At 55.6% G+C, this 18,703-nt stretch carries 16 protein-coding genes and 1 tRNA gene; 8 read left to right on the top strand and 9 right to left on the bottom strand.

Going from position 1 to position 18,703, the window contains the following annotated elements; all coding sequences use genetic code 11:
• Positions 1-109 precede the first annotated feature (109 nt).
• Positions 110-2,335 carry an RND family transporter gene (locus WC598_RS01400; protein WP_372959674.1) on the top strand — a complete coding sequence of 742 codons (2,226 nt, stop codon included), beginning with the start codon at positions 110-112 and terminating at the stop codon, positions 2,333-2,335.
• A gap of 184 nt (positions 2,336-2,519) precedes the next feature.
• Here the strand turns inward: WC598_RS01400 and WC598_RS01395 are convergent, their stop codons facing one another.
• The 5 genes from WC598_RS01395 to WC598_RS01375 form a co-directional block, all read right to left on the bottom strand.
• Positions 2,520-3,866 carry a COG1361 S-layer family protein gene (locus WC598_RS01395; protein ID WP_372959673.1) on the bottom strand — a complete coding sequence of 449 codons (1,347 nt, stop codon included), beginning with the start codon at positions 3,864-3,866 and terminating at the stop codon, positions 2,520-2,522.
• Between the two features lie 7 nt (positions 3,867-3,873).
• Positions 3,874-5,178, bottom strand: coding sequence for a COG1361 S-layer family protein (locus WC598_RS01390; protein WP_372959672.1), 1,305 nt, complete (start codon positions 5,176-5,178; stop codon positions 3,874-3,876).
• A 581-nt stretch (positions 5,179-5,759) separates the two neighbouring features.
• Entirely contained in the window at positions 5,760-7,187 is a 1,428-nt protein-coding gene (locus tag WC598_RS01385; protein ID WP_372959671.1) for a nucleotide sugar dehydrogenase, read from the bottom strand.
• Positions 7,188-7,209: 22 nt separating this feature from the next.
• On the bottom strand, positions 7,210-8,112 hold the full coding sequence (locus WC598_RS01380) for a Gfo/Idh/MocA family oxidoreductase (protein ID WP_372959670.1): 903 nt from the start codon (positions 8,110-8,112) through the stop codon (positions 7,210-7,212).
• Entirely contained in the window at positions 8,113-9,207 is a 1,095-nt protein-coding gene (locus tag WC598_RS01375; protein ID WP_372959669.1) for a DegT/DnrJ/EryC1/StrS family aminotransferase, read from the bottom strand.
• A 185-nt stretch (positions 9,208-9,392) separates the two neighbouring features.
• Here WC598_RS01375 and pyrB point away from each other — a divergent pair, with 185 nt between their 5' ends.
• The 3 genes from pyrB (at position 9,393) to WC598_RS01360 (ending at position 13,175) form a co-directional block, all read left to right on the top strand.
• A complete protein-coding gene (gene pyrB / locus WC598_RS01370; RefSeq protein WP_372959668.1) occupies positions 9,393-10,295 on the top strand; it encodes an aspartate carbamoyltransferase in 903 nt (300 codons plus the stop codon).
• A complete protein-coding gene (gene pyrI, locus WC598_RS01365; protein ID WP_372959667.1) occupies positions 10,292-10,765 on the top strand; it encodes an aspartate carbamoyltransferase regulatory subunit in 474 nt (157 codons plus the stop codon). Before pyrB ends, pyrI begins: the two co-directional genes overlap by 4 nt.
• A gap of 151 nt (positions 10,766-10,916) precedes the next feature.
• The gene (locus WC598_RS01360; protein ID WP_372959666.1) at positions 10,917-13,175 is read left to right on the top strand and encodes a PKD domain-containing protein; all 2,259 of its coding nucleotides are present in this window, start codon (positions 10,917-10,919) and stop codon (positions 13,173-13,175) included.
• A gap of 60 nt (positions 13,176-13,235) precedes the next feature.
• Here WC598_RS01360 and WC598_RS01355 read toward each other — a convergent pair whose 3' ends face one another.
• The gene (locus WC598_RS01355) at positions 13,236-13,694 is read right to left on the bottom strand and encodes a phosphopantetheine adenylyltransferase (RefSeq protein WP_372959665.1); all 459 of its coding nucleotides are present in this window, start codon (positions 13,692-13,694) and stop codon (positions 13,236-13,238) included.
• Positions 13,695-13,724: 30 nt separating this feature from the next.
• On the opposite strand from WC598_RS01355, the gene WC598_RS01350 reads away from it, so the two are divergent.
• The 4 genes from WC598_RS01350 to WC598_RS01335 are packed head-to-tail and all read left to right on the top strand — an operon-like array spanning position 13,725 to position 17,261.
• Entirely contained in the window at positions 13,725-14,222 is a 498-nt protein-coding gene (locus WC598_RS01350; RefSeq protein ID WP_372959664.1) for a gamma carbonic anhydrase family protein, read from the top strand.
• On the top strand, positions 14,215-15,495 hold the full coding sequence (locus tag WC598_RS01345) for an FAD-dependent oxidoreductase (protein WP_372959663.1): 1,281 nt from the start codon (positions 14,215-14,217) through the stop codon (positions 15,493-15,495). The genes WC598_RS01350 and WC598_RS01345 overlap by 8 nt, the downstream gene beginning before the upstream one ends.
• Positions 15,492-16,541: an S-methyl-5-thioribose-1-phosphate isomerase gene (mtnA, locus tag WC598_RS01340; protein ID WP_372959662.1), complete on the top strand. Its 1,050-nt coding sequence runs from the start codon at positions 15,492-15,494 to the stop codon at positions 16,539-16,541. Before WC598_RS01345 ends, mtnA begins: the two co-directional genes overlap by 4 nt.
• Before the next feature lie 18 nt (positions 16,542-16,559).
• Positions 16,560-17,261, top strand: coding sequence for a DUF116 domain-containing protein (locus WC598_RS01335; protein ID WP_372959661.1), 702 nt, complete (start codon positions 16,560-16,562; stop codon positions 17,259-17,261).
• On the opposite strand, the gene WC598_RS01330 is transcribed toward WC598_RS01335, so the two are convergent.
• The 3 genes from WC598_RS01330 to WC598_RS01320 all read right to left on the bottom strand — a co-directional run bounded on the left by WC598_RS01330 (position 17,226) and on the right by WC598_RS01320 (position 18,679).
• Positions 17,226-17,639, bottom strand: a complete 414-nt coding sequence (locus WC598_RS01330) for a polymer-forming cytoskeletal protein (protein WP_372959660.1) — start codon at positions 17,637-17,639, stop codon at positions 17,226-17,228. The two genes, WC598_RS01335 and WC598_RS01330, sit on opposite strands and share 36 nt — an antisense overlap.
• Before the next feature lie 73 nt (positions 17,640-17,712).
• The gene (locus tag WC598_RS01325; RefSeq protein ID WP_372959659.1) at positions 17,713-18,555 is read right to left on the bottom strand and encodes a geranylgeranylglycerol-phosphate geranylgeranyltransferase; all 843 of its coding nucleotides are present in this window, start codon (positions 18,553-18,555) and stop codon (positions 17,713-17,715) included.
• A 49-nt stretch (positions 18,556-18,604) separates the two neighbouring features.
• Positions 18,605-18,679, bottom strand: a tRNA-Arg gene (locus tag WC598_RS01320).
• Positions 18,680-18,703 lie beyond the last annotated feature (24 nt).

Here is an 18,703-nt window from a genome sequence, read left to right as displayed (position 1 = left end):
GACAGGTTGGTTCTTCGGGACTGCAACCATATCTGTCCTTCAGGAACAAATAAGAACAAATAACTAACGATCTCTCAAGAGGTATCTTATTCCAGGGGAGCAGCCGGGCATGAACATTGAGGACCTGTATGGCGGCATTGCCGTTGTAGTCAACCGCTACCCGAAAGTTATCCTGGCAGTGATGATGGTTCTTGCCATCATTGCTGTCGGCTTCATGACAACGATCCCGTCCCAGACAGAATCCGACGCCTTCATGGACAAACAGTCTCCCTCCGGGGTTGTCTATGACCTGTATAACAACCGCTATGGGCAGGATACCTACATCCTGCTCATCAAAGCTTCCGATCCAACGGATCCTGAACTCTTAAATCGCCTTCTTCTCCTGGAAAAACAGATCGGACGGATAAACCAGGTCAGCTCCACGGAGTCTATAGCGGATATTGTTGCTGAGAACCATGGAGGATCAATCCCCTCCTCCCGGGCAGAGATCCAGAAAATCATTACCAGCCTGCCCGTGGCAACGCAGGAGCAGTTCGTTCCTGACAAGGAGACGGCCCTCGCCTATGTGTTCATCGACCAGGGGGTGTCTACGGATGCCTCGCAGAATATCGAACCGTTTGTTGTCAGCGCGATCCGGCAGGCCACCCTCCCGCCGGGCGTATCCATCGAACTGACCGGCAACACGCCCTATAATATCCAGCTGCAGGATGCCATGATGGCAAATTTCAGCGTCCTTATCCTGGCATCTATGGCGTTCATGCTCATCGTGCTGGCACTTCTCTACTCGAAAATCCGGTTCTGGATTCTCCCGATCGTCCTCCTCACGTTCGGCCTGTTTTATACCTTCGGCATCATGGGGATCCTGCAGATACCGGCAAACGACGGGGCTGTTGCGGCATTCCCCATCCTCCTCGGTCTTGGGATCGATTACGCGGTCCAGTTCCACTCGCGGTTTGACGATGAGCGCAGGCAGCGCGATGCTCCGTCTGCCCTCACCGAAACGATAATCCGGACCGGGCCCGCTGTACTCATTGCCCTCGGCGCAACCTCGCTCGGGTTTGTTGCCATGTATATCACGCCGATTCCGATGATCCAGACCTTTGCCACGGTATCCATTCTCGGGATCATCTGCTGCTATCTCACCTCCCTCTTCGGGTTCGGAGCATTTGCCCTCCTGCTCCAATATGAACCAAAACCATCCGGCAGATCGATCACCGAACGGCTCGCAACCGCGTACGAGAACGGGCTGTCCGGGGTGGCATACCGGGTGGTCAGGATTGCCGCCCCGGTAGTACTGGTAGCAGTAGTCATAGCATCGGTCGGCATTGTCCTGGATAAAGGCATCCCGGTCAATGCTGCAGAAAAATCGATCGGACCTGCTGACCTGCCGGCACAACTGGTTGCCGATGAAGTCCAGTCCGTGGGGGCATCCTTTACGCCGCTCCCGCTCTACCTCCGGGGGATTGATACGAAAACGGTGCAGGGTGTCAGGTGGACCGACCGGCTGTGTACCGATCTGACGGGTAATTACCCTCAGATTTCCGGTATTTCCAGCATCTCGACCCTTGTCCGGTCCTACAATAACGGCGTGATTCCCGTAAACCAGGTTGATCTCGACCGGGTGCTCAAGACCATCCCGCCCGACCAGCTCCAGCTGTACCAGCTTGACGATACAACCTCGGTCATCACCATCAGTACCATTTCGATGACCATCAATGAACAGCGGGCCCTTTCAGATAATATCGTCAAGGATATCGCATGGCTTGAACCCCCGCCGGGAGCGGAGGTCGTTCCGACCGGCGACTTTACGCTCTATACGATCCTGACCGACCAGATCGTGCTCAACAAGGACCGTATGACCTTCATCGGGTTTGTCCTGATATTCATCTTCCTGGTCCTTGTCTACCGCAAGGGTGTTGCGCTGACGCCGCTTGTCCCGCTCATCTGTGTCATTGGCTGGAACCCGCTTGCCATGATCGCCCTCGGGCAGGAATACAGCATCATGACCGCCGTTCTCGGCTCCATGACCATCGGGGTTGGATCGGAATACACCATCCTCGTCATGGAACGATACTTAGAAGAGCGTAAAAAAACAGGGGATCACGTCGAAGCAATCCGGGAAGCGGTGCGGAAGATCGGCTCGGCAGTCTCGGTATCAGGCCTTGTGACTGCGGCCGGGTTTGCCGCACTGCTGCTCTCCACATTTCCCGTGCTCTCGGGTTTTGGTCTTGCAACCGTGATTGTTGTCGTCTTCTCCCTGGCAGGTGCAATCGTCATTATGCCGGCCACACTGGCACTTGTCGGGAATCATAGCAAGACCAGCACCTCCGATTAGAGGAGGATCACGAGGGCTCTGGTGCAACAGTACTACCCGGACCGCATTTACAAGGAGAATTCTTTTTAAAGTGGGAATTCCCGGACCGGTTTTCGGCCGGAGGATGGAGAAGAAATCCATAAAACGAGGGATCTGTTTCGGGAATACGACCGAATGAAGAAACGGAGAATTCGTTCCCGCACTACTATCCCTTTTTCCGGCGCAGCGTCCAGACCGCATAGGCAAGAATCGCAAGTATCCCGGCAATAATGATGAGGAGGGCCGGGTTCGAGGTAATTGCTGCAAGACCCGTGGGATTCACGACATCCACTCCGAAACTCATCTTATCGGATAACATCAGGGCATCCAGGGTGTCCCGGTATTTTACTTCGGTATCAATGACGTATCGTTTTCCCACAATAGCGGAATCTGCCGAAAGGAGGTAGTACGCAGTCCGGGTTTCATGCGGGCCAAGGTTCCCAAGAGAAGCGGTATCCGTAACCGGCACGAGCACCTGGCTCCCGATAATCCGGACCGTTGCATCCCGCGCTGTTGTATCCCCGGTATTCGTATACGAAACCGCGATTGTCTGTTTTCCTCCGGGGCCGATAGTCAGGTTCCTGGTCACCGCTTCAATAACCGCTCCCTTTGCAACCGGGATACCAAGGGGAACCGACGGGGTTGTACGGGAAACCCCGTCTGCGTCACGGTACTGACCCACAAGAACCGCCGGGTATGAGCCGGCTCCGGTATGCTCCTTGACCGCAATACGGGCCCGGACCGGGGCAACATCCCCGGGGCCGAACCTCCCGAGATACACGCTCTGGTCCACCATCTGGAACGTGGCATTATCATAAGGAATGATAAAGAACGTCATTTCACTGCCGGTGGCATAACCGATGTTTTTGACATCTGCGGTCAGGTAGCCCTGCGTTCCAGGCACCAGGTTCATGGCACTCTCATGGATAATTGCAGGACGAACCTCGCTCTGGATATGGAACGTAACCGGCAGGGTCTGCACTTTCTCGCGATAGAGCATATCCACCGAGCCAAAATCAGAGCCGATCATGGGGATAGCATATACGTACTGGCAGGTCACCTCAAGGGGGATTACGTAAATGCCAGGGGATGCATTCTGGTGAACAGTGCCCCGGATTGTCACCGGGACCTGATCCCAGGAACCGATATCTCCGGCAACGGTTGGCAGGCTTTTGAGGGTGACCGGGGCATCGGCGGCCCGGGGCCGGACCGTGACACCGAGCGCAGTACTTGGGTCATAGATTCCCGGAGACATCATTGGAGCCACCTGCATGCTGGTATCCTTTCCCTTGTTGGTCAGGATAACCGTCATTGCAAACGAATCCCCGGGATAATACCGGGTTTCGCCTTCCGCATGGGCAGAAAGGACCGGCTGGACCCCGGAATCCAGATAGGTCCATCCCGCTGCAAGACAGGGAGGGCAGCACAGGACAAGGGCGATTATAAGGCACCCGAGCACACGTGCAGGTGCACCCGGAGAGCGCACCTCATAACGGGGGAGGAAGCGGATCATGGGACTGTCACTTCTGATCTGCCGCTTTCTTGTTCCGGAACCAGAAGTATGCCCCTCCCAATATAGCGAGGATGAGCAGAACCATGACAATAACCCATGGACCGGAAGCCGGCTGCACTTCGATGAGCACCGGAATATTGTCAGAAGTAAATGCCGTATTGGCAGCATCGGTATATTGGATTTCAGAGGCAACCGAGTAGGTCTTGATCGTTGCTCCGGCAGTTGTCTGGACACTGAATAATGCATCTGCGGACTGTCCCGGTTTCAGGTCGCCGAGATATGCGGTGTCATCATCGCTGGAGAACGGGTCGATGACACTGATGCGGGCCTGCGCATTATAGACCGTTGCATCCCCGGTATTTTTATAGGTGACATGGACGATACCGGTCTTTCCCGGATTGATGACCGAAGGTGAGCTGGTTCGTTTGAAGGTCACTTTCTTCCCGAATTTAACACCGGCGCTTACAGGGGGAGATGTGGCAGTGTTGCCCTCGTAATCGCGATAGACCGCATACAGGGAGACCGGGTAGTTCTGCGAAGGGTCGGCATTGTCCGAGATCGCAACCTTGAACCGGGGCTGAACCGTTCCACCCGGGGGGAGATTCCCGACATAAATCCCATTGCTGTAAGGAATAACGGGGCTTGCGCCTTCCGGCATGAGATAGACTGACGTGCGGTTACCCGTGTCCTGGCCGGTATTCCGGATGGTGAAGGTGATAAACCCTTCACCACCGGCCGGGAGGTTGTTGCTCCGGACGGAATCTACCGCGAGAACAACCATCGGCCGTACCACAACTTCAACGGGACGGGTGGTTTTTGCGTCCTTGAAATAATATTCTATATCGGCAGTTGTCTGCTGTTCCACCTGCGGAACATACTGATAGCTGATGATCGCCTCCATCGTGTATTTTCCGGCTTTGGCATCCTGCGGGATCTCGACAACAAATGCTGCAGGTACGAGTGAGCCGGACGCGATGTCCCCTACAATCTGGGGATTTGATTTGACCTTGATCGGAGCATCCCCCGGGACAAGCCGGATGGTTGCAAATTTTGCTGTTGACGGGAGGTAATCCGGCTGGAGGGTGTAGGCATTGTACAGTTCCATCGTGTTCTTGCCTTTGTTCTCGATCACAACAGGCAGTTCAGCGGTAGTCCCCGGGATAAGCTGATTGGTGGAATCAAGCGAGACAAAAAGATCGGGCCCACCGGAGATATACCGGACACCCGCCTGGCAGGGAGTAATGCAGAGTCCTATACCTATGCAGAAGATGCATAACAGCAGCAGTTTTCGTTGCAGCCCCGGGGACAGCATATTTCAGTCGATCTCCGTTTTAAGGTTATACGGATCACGGTTTGATTAAATTACCGATGCAGTTCAGCGTTGATTGGGACGTTTTGTCCGATCCTTTGCATAATCCCGGTTGGCAATGATTCGGGTACGAAAAAATCAGGTCCGGATCAACCCCCCGCCATTTCACCGGGCGACCACCCGTCCGGAAAAAGAACCGTACGTGCGCTGGAAAGGGACTAAAAAGGCCGTTTTTGGAGGCTGAAATACATCCCGATGCGCAAAATAGTGATGATATAGCCGTTTTTCAAAAACAGTGTGCTGTAATTCGCAAAAAAATGCGACCCTCCAGAAACCCGGTTTTACAAATCGGGCTCCAATCGCCAAACGGAGCCATTTTAGAGGGATTTGTATCGCATGACTTTTGAGGTCCGGGACGCTCCCGAAAAATGAGGGTTTCATTTCAGAATCCTGTGCATTCTATCGTACCACCCCTTCCAATCCCCCGGTTTGTGAACTATCACAGGACCGGGTTTTTCCGGGCCGGAACGCTTTTGAAAAAAATGCTTGTTAGAAAAATTCATCGGGGCAGGATTTATCGCAGGTTATTCCACTATCGTGTGCGAGTTCCTGTCGCCCCGGCCTATTCCCTTGTAGATGAACCCGGCCCGGATATAGATCTCGGGATCAACCATATTACGCCCGTCAACAATTACCGGGTGCTTCTTCCCGGTCAGGTTCCGGAGATAAGGTGCATCCAGGCCACGGTAAAGATTGTGGCCCGCGAAGATCACGATGGCATCGGCATCGCGGACCGCACCTTCCACGAACGGCTCGAACGTCAGGCCGGGATACTCGGCAACATAGGGATCGTGGATGCTGACAATTGCACCTTCCTTGACAAGGAGGTCGCGGTAGGGTTCCGAGGGCGTATTCCGGGTATCGTCGGAGTTCGAAAGGAACGCCCAGCCCAGGAGGGCGATCTTCGCACCTTTCAGGGGCCGTTCCGCCCGTTCGAGCGCTTCCTTCGTGAGCCGGAACATGTGGGTGGGCATAAAGTCGTTGATCCGCCGGGCAAGTACGTAGAGGGACGGTTCACCCTGCGGGTAATCGAGCCGGCCGGGCCCCAGCACCTGCACCCCGCGTTCAAGGTGATAGGTGTCCTTCGTCAGGCAGTGACCGCCAACTCCGGCCCCGGGCCAGAGCAAGGCCCGCGTGATTCCCTCCCCCTTGAGGCTGTCGACACCGGTCCGGACATCGTAGACATTGATTCCCATAGCCTCGCAGTAGAGCGCCAGCTCGTTGATGGCCGCAATCTGGAGATCCCGGAACGTGTTCTCGGCAGTCTTGGTCACTTCCGCTGCGGTGGATGACATCGGGATGACCTTTCCCTGGGTAAGAACCGGGGAGTAGAGCTCGGCCGCCCGGGCCGTGCTGATGTCATCGATACCCCCGACAATCCGGTCATGCTCCCGGATATTCTGGAGCAGCCGGCCCACCATTACCCGCTCGGGAGCGTGTGCAAGAGCAAAATCAACACCTGCCTCAAGGCCCGATCCCTCTTCAAGGATCTCCCGGGCAAGGCCGGTTGTTGTTCCCGGTGTGATCGTGGATTCGAGCACGACAAGCATACCGGGTGTGAGGTACTTCCCCACGTTCCGGATCCCCTCCACTAATGCCGAAAAGTCAGGCAGGAGATCTTCCTTGTTCAGAAATGGGGTCTGGATCGAGAGCGTGACCGCGTCCAGCTCCCGGATCTTCGAGAAGTCCGACGTGCAGGAGAATTTTCCCGAGGCAGTGACTTTTGCAAGGAGCTCTTCAAGACCCGGCTCCTCGCCTTTCAGCGGGCTCTCCCCCCGGTTCAACATCGCGATCTTGTAGCCGGATGACGGCGAATCGCGCTGGAACCCAAAGACCCGGTCAAAGACCGGTGCATCTGCAAACAATGCTGCTGCCGGTATCCCGACATAGCCCATACCGATAACGCCGATCTTCTTGATCGGCCCGCGTTTCCTGATCTGATCTGCAAGCATGAAAATCTCCGGACTCCCCCGGTTATAGCCCTGATAAGATGGTCTCGCACACCCGCAGGTTTTCCATGCCCTGTTCAGGAGTGACCGGGAACGGTTTTCTTTCGCGGACGCATTCAACAAAGGTGGAAAGTTCGCGTTTCAGGGGCTCGAGCTTGTTGACCATCACTTTCTCGATGATATTCTCCTGCACGTACCGCTCCGCCTCGAACTGGTACTGCCCGGGCTTGCGGTAGATGGTGATCTCCTGTGTCATGAAGTCGCCTTCGACCGTGAACTCTTCCTCTTCAATGTAGATCATCCGGATCTTCTTTGAGGATTTGCGGCTGGCCGACAGGGCAACGGGCATGGTCCCGCACGTTGCAAGGACGCTGCAGACATCCGCGTTCCCTGCGCTGTGAATCGTGTCCGGTTTCCCGAACAGGCTTATGAGCAGATCGATATCATGGATCATCAGGTCCTCAACCACCGTGCTGCCGGTCACCCTCGCCGATGCAGGGTTATGCCGTTTCATCTCGACATAGAGTGGCGTGTCCACGATCTTCCGGATCTCCTCGACGATCGGGTTGAACCGTTCTATATGCCCGACACCGACTGTGATTCCGGGCGGGAGATGCGTGAGGAGAGCAGTTGCTTCAGCAGAAGTTGCACAGATGGGCTTCTCGATGAGCACGGATAATCCTGCATCGAAGACCTGCCGGACCACACCTCCGTGGAACTGGGTGGGAACGCAGACGCTCACCGCATCGCAGGCATCAAGGAAGGCATCCATCGACGGGAACGCGGTTGCACCGTGCTGGTGTGCGATCTCCTCTGCTGCAGCAGAATTGAGGTCATATACCCCGACCGATCCCACGCTCTTGAGCTCGGAATAGACGCGGACATGGTTCCTTCCCATCATGCCGGTGCCGATGACCCCGACATCCATTCATCTCACCTTGTTGATGGTATCGCAGATGTAGGCCAGCTGTTTCTGGTCAAGCAGCGGGTGGACCGGCAGGCTCAGGACAGATGCCGAAAGTTTGGTCGAGACCGGACAGGGATCGGGACCGGTTGCCGTATCGTACATTGGCTGGCGGTGAATCGGGATCGGGTAGTGCACAGCAGAACCAATTCCCTTGGTCTTCAGGTAGCCCTGGAATTCATCCCGTTTCATGGGAAACTCTTCCGTGAGCCGGACAACGTACTGGTGGTATACGGGATTGTTGCCGGGCATGACTTTCGGGAGGACCAGCCCTTTTGCGGTGAGGTTGGTATTGTAGTACTCGGCATTCTTTCTCCGGCGGAGATTGAACTTGTCAAGCTTTTTTAACTGGACAATACCGAGAGCCGCGGCCATGTCCGTCATCCGGTAATTGTAGCCAAGCCGGGTGTGAAGATATTTCTCTTTCTGGCCATGGTTGATAATCAGGCGCAACCGGTCGGCAAGTGCCCGGTCATTGGTTGTGACCATCCCGCCTTCACCGGTGCTCATGTTCTTCGTTGCATAGAATGAGAAACAGCCAAGGTTCCCAAGCCCCCCCACTTTTGCATTGTTGCAGGTCGCGCCATGGGCCTGGGCTGCATCCTCGATGAGTTTTAAGTTGCGCGAATCACAGACTTTTTTCACGGCATCGACATCGAAGGGCTGGCCGAACAGGTGGACCCCGATCACGGCCCGGGTCCTTTCGGTAATCCGCTCCTCGATCCGGGCGGGATCGATCATGAAATACTGTTCGTCAACATCCACAAAAACGGGTTTTGCCCCGCACATCGAGACCGCGGTTGCCGTTGCAATGAACGAGAACGAGGGCACGATAACCTCGTCACCGGGACCAATGTCGATGGCAAGCAGGGCCGCATGGAGGGCAGCAGTGCCGTTATTGAGAGCAATCGCGTGCGTTGTCCCGCAGTAATCGCCAAACTTCTGTTCAAACAGGGCAACACGTTCACCAGCGGCAAGCATCCCGGATTCGAGGACTTCGGTTACCGCCAATATCTCTTCCTGGCCTATCACCGGCCGTGCAATGGGTATGGTGTCCACGAGTATTCTCACCACTTCGGATGAATTGTATAAAATTGTGCGTGACCATCCAATAATATCATTCCTGCATGTACCTCAATGGGGACACCGTATTATTTTCTCCCAGGCATACATGCCGACCCGGGGCAAGGATAGATAATTACGGCAGGAAAAACAACAGATCCTGTACACAGAATCAGGGAGGAGTGGGAACGCAGCACATCATTTCCATCGGCGATTTTGACCGTGACGGGATTGACCGCCTGCTGGATCATGCAGGCCAGATAGACAAGAAAAAGTTTGATCCGGATGCACTTGCAGGCAAGATCCTTGCCGTCCTCTTTTTCGAACCCAGCACCCGGACGCGGATGAGCTTTGAATCCGCGATAGCGCGCCTTGGGGGAACATCCATCTCGGTAGGGAGCGTTGATGCCTGTTCCATGGCAAAGGGAGAGACCCTTGCCGACACGATCCGCGTGGTGAGCGGGTACGCGGATGCAATCGTGATCCGGCATCCCAAGGAAGGAGCTGCACGGCTTGCCGCGGAGTTCTCCACCGTACCGGTCATCAATGCCGGGGATGGTGCGGGCCAGCACCCGTCCCAGACACTCCTCGACCTGTATACGATCCGCCAGTCAATGCCCATAGATGGCATAGACATAGCTCTTGTCGGCGACCTCCGGTACGGGCGGACTGCCCACTCCCTTGCTTCAGCGCTCTCCCTCTACAATGCCCGGCTGCACACGGTCTCGCCAAACGGGCTTGAGCTCCCGCAAACCCTTGCCGCGAAATTGCGTGACAGGGGAATGGAAATAATTGAACATGACGACATCCGCGAGGTTATCCCGGATGTGGATGTCCTCTACGTCACCCGCATCCAGCGGGAGCGGTTCCCGGATTCGGCCTCGTATTTCAACGTCTCTTCAAGCAACCGGATCACACCGGAACTCCTTGAGGGTGCCAGGAAGCACCTGATTGTCCTCCACCCCCTGCCACGGGTGGACGAGATCGATCCAAGGGTGGACAATTCCCCCCACGCAAAATACTTCGAGCAGTCCAGGAACGGTGTCCCCATGCGGATGGCAATGCTCCTCCAGGTGTTACAATGAAAACGAACGAATCTGTGGAGAACGAAGGTCTCCTGGTGCGGAGGATCAAGAACGGTACGGTGATAGATCACATCGACGGTGGGGAAGCCCTCAACGTGGTCAAGATCCTCGGGATCACCGGAGCAACGCAGGAAGCCCTCTCCATTGCAACGAACGTGCCAAGCCGGAACATGGAGAGAAAGGATATCGTCAAGCTCACCAACCGCGAGCTCTCCAAGGAAGAAGTCAACCGCATTGCCCTCATCTCCCCTCACGCCACGATCAACATCATCCGGAATTTCAAGGTCTGGGAGAAGAAAGGGGTCGAGATCCCGACCCTGATCGAGGGGATAGTCCGGTGCCCGAACCCCGGGTGCATCTCCAATACAAACGAACCGATAACAAGCAAGTTCGAAGTGACCTCAAAAGGACTGCACTGCAAGTACTGTGACTGGGTTATCACCAAAGACCTGACAAGTCATATCATCTGATTTCCCAATCCTTTTTCTCAGACAACTGGTCATTCCATCCTGCAATGCAGGTTTTCTTGTATACGCTATATTGATCATTCATAGTACCACCAATCGTCTTGAGTGATGGTAATAAATATCATAACATAAATAGAGATTCACGGTGAAAACTATGAGATCGAAAGCACTTTTCTGGTTAGCAGGATTGGTAATCCTTCTGGCCCTGGCATTTCCCGGGGCAATGGCAGCGGATACCACACAAACGGGATATATCGTCGTAGGACTGAGTCCGGTAGCACAGTTTGATGCACACTACGCGTTTTCCACAATCCCGACCCGGGTGGACTTCGTGGACAATTCCCTGGGATCGGCCCCACTCAGTTATTCCTGGGATTTCGGGGATGGAGCAACCTCCACGGAGCAGAACCCCAGCCACATGTATAACAAGCGGGGAACGTACAGCGTGACCCTGACGGTCAAGAATGCATACGGCACCAGCACCGCAATCAAGAAGGATTTCATTTCAATCGGTATGGCACCGGCACCGGACTTCACCGCAAGCCCGACATCCGGCAACGTCCCGTTTATTGTGAAATTCACTGACCTTACCAAGGGACAGGTCACTAAATGGCAGTGGGATTTTGGCGACGGGATCTCGTCTAATGAGAAGAACCCGGCCCACTCGTACCGTAACCCCGGCGTCTACAATGTCATCCTTACCGTAACCAACGATTACGGTATCTCGGATGTCACCAAGACCAAGTATATCACGGCAATTGGCGGCCTCCAGTCAAAATTCCTGGCAGACCCGAATAACGGTAAAGCCCCCCTTGCAGTGAAATTCACGGATCTCTCCTATGGTAATCCCACCTCCTGGAAATGGGATTTCGGTGATGGGGCGGTCTCCACGGAACAGAACCCCAGCCATATGTTCACCAAAGGCGGGGCATTTGATGTCCAGCTCACGGTAACCCGTGACACTACCACGAGTACCTCAAAGCAGGTCGTGAATGTCGGCGGAGTTCCCGTAGTGGATTTCGCAGGGACACCCGTCTCAGCCAACCCGCTTGAGACCATCAAGTTCACGGATAAAACAACCAGCTCACCCACCTCCTGGGCCTGGGATTTCGGGGATGCAGCAACTTCCGCTGACCAGAACCCGAGCCACGTGTACCAGTTAAAAGGTGTTTACACGGTTACGTTGACTGCCAAAAATGACAATGGCAGGGATACGGAAACCAAACAGAGCTATATCAACATCGGCATGGGACCGGTAGCCGATTTCATCCCGACCTTCGCACCGTCAGAACAGTATAATGTACCAATGAAGGTGAATTTCATTGACCAGTCCGTTAACAACCCGACATCCTGGTCATGGAACTTCGGCGATGGACAGACCTCCACTGAACAGAATCCATCCCACTCCTATACCAGCGAAGGGATCTACACGGTCACCCTTACCGTAAAGAACTCCTTTGGGACTGACACCAAGACCATGAAGGATCTCATCACGGTTGGCAAGGGTGCGGCCGTTGATTTCGTTGCTGACAAGACTACTGTCGGGGTTGGCAGGATTGTTACCTTTACCGACCTGTCCAAGAACTCCCCCACGGACTGGGTCTGGGAGTTTGGCGACGGAACCGTTGGAACCGGTTCAAAGCCTGACCACACATACCGTGCAACCGGGGTCTATGATGTTACCTTAAAGGCATCGAACCCGTCAGTAACCAACACGGTGACCAAGAAGGCATATATCAAGGTCCTGAACCTTCCGCTTGCAGACTTTGCAGCAGACAAGACCCGCGGTGGCACGCCCATGACCGTTAAGTTCGCAGATGACTCAACGGGAAGCCCGACTGCATGGAAGTGGGACTTCGGCGACGGGGCATCCTCCACTGAACAGAATCCCAGCCACACCTATTCAAAGCTCGGGATCTATACCGTGACCCTGACCGCATCGAACGTTAATGGAGCGGACACAACATCCAAGGCAGAATACATTGTTACAACCCTTGCCCCGGTGGCAGACTTTACTGCAGACCGCCAGCAGGGAAAAGCCCCGTTCATAGTCCAGTTCAAGGACATCTCAACCGGAAGCCCGACAAAATGGTCCTGGGACTTCGGTGACGGAACATCCTCATCCGAGCAGAACCCGCGCCACATCTACCTGGCAGAAGGAGCATATGATGTCCGCCTGACCGCAACCAACGATTACGGCAGTGACACGATGTTCAAGACGGGAAAGGCGCCCGCAGTTACTGCCGCAGTAACAACGAAGGCACCGGTAACTACGCCACAGACCACTGCCGCAGCAACGGTCGTGACAACCCAGGCAACTCCGACACCAACCAAGTCACCGCTGCCCCTGGCAGTAACCGTCATGGCACTTGCGGTTGCACTCTTTGCAGCGGTGAGCGTGACCAGGAAATAATCTCTTTTTTTCTTTACCGCCGGTTGCGGTCTGTTCCGTTCTAAAAAAACAGGAAAAATGCTAGTGCAGCAGGTGTCCGTGGATATCAATCTCGCCCCGGAAGATCCGGGTGCTGGAGATCCAGCGGCCATCGTCGGCAAGCACGCAGCTGATCTGGTGAATGTCCACTTTTTTTGCCCCTTTCTGCCTTCGGAGCTTGTTGATCTCCACGGCAACGGGAAGGGTCTCCTCAGAGACGACGATCGCATCGAAATCCGCATCAATGGCAGGACCGTACCGGTCGCTCAGGGGCTCGATGTGCCATGAGGCCGGAAACCGGCTGTTTTCAATAAAAATCACGAGTTCTGCTTTTCTCGTGGAAAATGTGCGTATGGGGTGAACCTTCCGGCTCGCAAAAGTGTCCGTGGTGAGCCCGATAGTGACCTGGCCACCGGCTCCTGCCAGTTCGAACGACCGGCCGAGCAGCTGCTTGTGCCCGTCATGAAGCGGGTCGAACGTTCCCCCGACCATAACCTTCATACTCTTTGATTCTTAATTTCCTATGTTATTATGCATATGGATACAAAGGTCTCCGGCGTGCCGTTTTTCAGGGCGGCAAACGCCACGGTCATTGGTGATGTTACCATCGGCAGCAGGGTGGGAATCTGGTTCGGGGCAGTTATCCGGGCTGACAGGGACAGGATCGTGATCGGGGACCGGTCCAATATCCAGGACAATTGTGTGGTCCATACGAGCAAAGGGTTTCCGGTCTGTATCGGAAACGACGTCTCGGTAGGCCACGGGGCCATCCTCCACGGGTGCATCATTGGCGACCAGGTTCTCGTGGGCATGGGCGCAATCGTGCTCAACGGCGCAAAGGTGGGAAAGGGTTCCCTGATAGGAGCCGGTGCGGTTGTGACCGAAGGTATGGAAGTCCCCGAAGGCTCCGTTGTTGTCGGTATTCCGGGCAAGATAATCAAGCAGACCTCCGAGGCCCAGAAAGAGCACATCCTGAAGAATGCAGCATCGTACTATGAGCTTGCCGGGGAGTACGTACACCATGGGTAATGTTGTTGTCATCGGTGCGGGTATTGCCGGCATCCAGGCTGCACTGGATATCGCCGGCCACGGAATCCATGTGGACTTGATCGAGCGGGAGCCCTCCATCGGTGGCCATATGGCACAGCTCGACAAGACCTTTCCCACAAACGACTGCTCCATGTGCATCCTCTCCCCCAAGATGGTTGACGTTGCCCGCCACCCGCGGATAACAATCCATACCTGTACTGACGTTGAGAGTATCGACGGCGAAGTCGGCCATTTCCGGGTTATCCTGAAAAAACATCCCCGGTACATTGATGAATCCACCTGCACCGGCTGCGGCGACTGCATCCAGATCTGCCCGGTTGAAGTGTACAACCGGTTCGATGCCGGTATCGGCGTGCGGAAGGCCATCTACAAACCCCATCCACAGGTGGTGCCGGACCTCGTTATCAAGGACCCGGAACACTGTATTGAATGCGGTCTCTGCTATGACATCTGCGGCCCCGGATCAGTCCTGCATGAGGACAAGGAGAAAACGTTCGAGATCCGGGCTGCCAGCATCCTGATAACCACCGGGTATGCGGTCTTTGACGCCGGTAAAAAATCCCAGTTCGGGCACCTCATCCTGCCGGATGTCATAACAAGTCTTGAACTGGAGCGGATGATCAATGCGAGCGGGCCGACCGGGGGCAAGATCAGGAGGCTCAGCGATGGCAAATCCCCGGAGTCCATCCTCTTTATCCAGTGCGTGGGATCCCGGGACATGACGATAGGCCGGCCCTGGTGCTCGTGTGTCTGCTGCATGCAGGCCTTGAAGAACGCCATGCTCATCAAGGAGAAGAACCCGCAGATGGAGATCATCATCTGCTACATCGATATCCGCTCCTATGGCAAGGGATACGAGGAGTACTTTGAACGGGCAAAAGCGCTGGGCATCCGGTTCCTGCGGGGCATGCCCTCCGATGTCCTCGCCGACAGGAACGGCATGACCGTTCAGGTGGAGAATTCAGAGAACGGGGAGGTTCAGGTCATTCACCCAGGTCTCGTAGTGCTCTCGGTCGGGATGGGCCCTGCCAACGGGACCTCCTCAATTGCTGACAGATTTAACATCCCGGTCGAAGAGAGCGGGTTCATCCGTCCCGCAAACGATGCCGTGGATACGGTCGGGACAATCCGCCCGGGAATCTATGTTGCCGGGGCCGTGACCGCCCCAAAGGACATTCCCGACAGCGTTGCCTCGGGCGAGTCTGCGGCAATGCGGGCCTATATCGATGCCGTCAGGACGCGATCTGCTTGACTGACGAAGCAACAGCAACGCTCTGGTGGGATACCCCCTCACAGAGCATCCGGTATATCGACCAGACCCTCCTTCCGGGAGAGTTCACGATTGTTGCCTGCACAAGCGTAAACCGGCTTGCAACAGCGATCCGGCGACTTGAGATCCGGGGAGCACCGGCCCTGGGGGTGGCCGGCGCATACGGGGTTGCCCTGGCGGCAGCCACCAGCACAAAGACGAATCATACCGCATTCATGGAGGAGGTATCAGCAGCTGCCGGCATACTGCGCTCTACCCGCCCCACGGCCATCAACCTTGCCTGGGGAATCGACCGGGTCCTTGGGAAGATATCGCCATTAACAGATGCCCGTTCAGCCCGGGAATATGCCCTGCAGGAAGCACAAACCATTGCACGCGAGGACACGGACTGCTGCCACGCAATCGGGAAACACGGGTCCACACTTCTTCCCGACACCTGCACGGTTCTCACGCACTGCAATGCCGGGGCCCTTGCCTGCTCATCGTGGGGAACGGCACTCGGGGTGATCCGCTCGGCGGTCCGGGAAGGAAAGAACATAAAGGTCATCTCGTGCGAGACCCGGCCGCTCCTCCAGGGCGCCCGGCTGACCGCGTGGGAGCTTGCGCGGGATGGCATCGACGTAACCACCATAACCGATTCCATGGCAGCCCACTTCATGCGGGCTGGTGCAATCGACGCCGTGATTGTCGGGGCAGACCGGATCACAAGTGATGCCGTCTTCAACAAGATAGGAACCTACATGCATGCGGTCTGTGCCCGCCACCACAATATCCCGTTCTACGTTGCTGCGCCGCTCTCAACGTTCGATTGTGTAAAGACGGAACGGGACGTCATCATCGAAGAGCGAGGGAGGGAGGAAGTTACGACCATGGGGAACCGTGTCTATGTTCCTGACGGTGCCCACGTGCGGAACCCTGCGTTCGATGCCACACCCATGGACCTTGTTACAGCCATCGTGACCGAACACGGCATCGTGCGCCCGCCGCTGGACATCCGGTCGCTTTTATCCCACACCAGCACAATATAATCCTGCATTATCACCATCATGGATTTTGACCTGGCTACCTGGAACCACCTGATGTATCTCATCGGTGAAGTGACGGTCCTTCTCATACTCGGGGCCATAGCCATCGCGTTTGTCCTTGTCGTCATCTCGCTCTATTCCATCAAAAAAGGCAGGCTCTACTTCCCGAGGGTCATCAAAGCCGGGCTCGTCTTTCTCGAGGGCTGGATGAAATCCATGTTCCGGCTCCTTGGCCTTGAGGACCGGGAGATGTTTGCGTTCTTCATCAAGCTGCACAACTCGATGAACACTGCAGCTTTTGAGAAGATCCCCGTGAGTGAACGGGCGGTCTTTATGCCCCAGTGCCTGCGTTCATCCCAGTGCCCGGCCAACCTCACTCCGGAAGGCATCAAGTGCCGCTCCTGTGGTCAGTGCAGCGTTGGCGAAGCCCGCGTGATGCTTGAGCAACTCGGGTACAGGATCTTCATCGTGCCCGGGTCGTCGTTCATAAAAAGAATGGTAAAAAAGTACCGCCCGAAAGCCATTATTGGTGTGGGGTGCCTTGCCGAAGTCAAGGAAGGTATCGACATGGCCGACAAGATGGGTCTTGTCGTGATGGGAGTAGTAACCTTGAAAGAGGGATGCGTCGAGACGATCGTCAACTGGCCGGATGTCTACGAAGTAGCAATTCTGGGGATCGACCCGGCATCAATTCCCGAGGACCTTCATATTCTTGCCAACTAGGTTGCCGCTCTTTATCCGGCCGTGGACAACAATGGTATCCTGACTGGTCACATCCCCGACACTGACCCCCGTGCGCAGGATAACCCTCCCGCCAGCCAGGACGGAATGGATTGTTGCATGGTCCAGGACAACGACATCTCCACGGGCAACTATAGGACCCTTAACCCTGCACTGGCTGCCGATAACCGCGTTTTCGCAGGCAATATCGAGTGAAACGCTGGAGCGGGGACCCAGCTCAAGGTTGCCGACGATGTTGAGCCGGCCCCAGAAATGCGTCCGCGGCGGCACTATAAAGTTGCCGTCAATTTTCACGTTTCCTTCGAAATACGAGCCTTTCTTGGCATAATACGTATTCCCTTTCTGAATTACCGTTGGCATTGTCTCGTATGGTACCTGTGGAACGATCAGGGGATAAACTTGTTGCTCTCATTTCTGTGGGCCGATGGAAAATTCACCCGAGCAGAACCGCAGAAAGGGTAAAAACCACAAGGGAGGCAAACATCCCGTATTTCAGGAAGGTGGCTGCTTTTGAGGCCCGCACGCATGCCGGTGTTTCGCACCGGAGAGCCAGTGCCGCAGCGCCAAGGAGGAGTGCATCCACGATGAGGATACCGGCAATGTACCAGCCGCCCCACCAGGCTGATGGGAGGAGACTCGTGATCGCTGCAAGGACCATGAACCCGAATGCGATACGGGCGGTTTTCTTGACTCCAATCCGGATCGGGAGCGTCGATGCCCCGCAGGCAGCATCCCCGTCCACGTCCTCGGCATCTTTCAAGAGTTCGCGCACCATCATGGCAAGGAAGGTCATGAGCGCTATCGGGATCATGTGGAAAAGCCCGGCCGCGCCATTCAATGCCCCGCCGAACAGGAACATGCTGCCCGCAAGGTAAGCAACGGCAACATTCCCGAAAAGCGGGGTGGTCTTGAGCCGTGCCGCATAAGCGATGAGCAGGAGGGAGTTGATGATCGCAATCCCCATGCAGAGGGGATTTGTCAGGGTGCAAACCCCGATCCCCACAAGGAAAAGGATAAGGGAGTACCAGAGTGCAGCGGAGCGCGGAACCTGCCCCGAGGGGATAGGCCGGTCGCTCCGGTTGACGGCATCGATCTCTGCATCAAAATAATCGTTGATGGTATTACCCGCAGCGGTGATGAGCGCAACAACGATCAGGAGCAGCAGGCTGGAGGGGGTCACCGTTCCCGTTGCAATCAGGTATGCAATTACCGCTGCAATACCGGCAACAAATGCATTTACCGGGCGCGTGATCGAGAAATATCCGTGCAGGCTCATTGGTTTAGACTCCGTCAGACTTGCACATAAAATGAACGATCAGGAAAAACGGGCGAGGGGGGATTTGAACCCCCGGCGTTCAGCTTAGGAGGCTGACGCTATGTCCGGGCTAAGCCACTCGCCCTGCTCATATCCATTGCAGGGGAAT

The organism is Methanoregula sp. (assembly GCF_041645475.1).
Taxonomy (GTDB): Archaea; Halobacteriota; Methanomicrobia; order Methanomicrobiales; family Methanospirillaceae; genus Methanoregula.
Note: the sequence above shows the minus strand (reverse complement) of the source record. Positions and strands in the feature narration are given on the sequence as shown.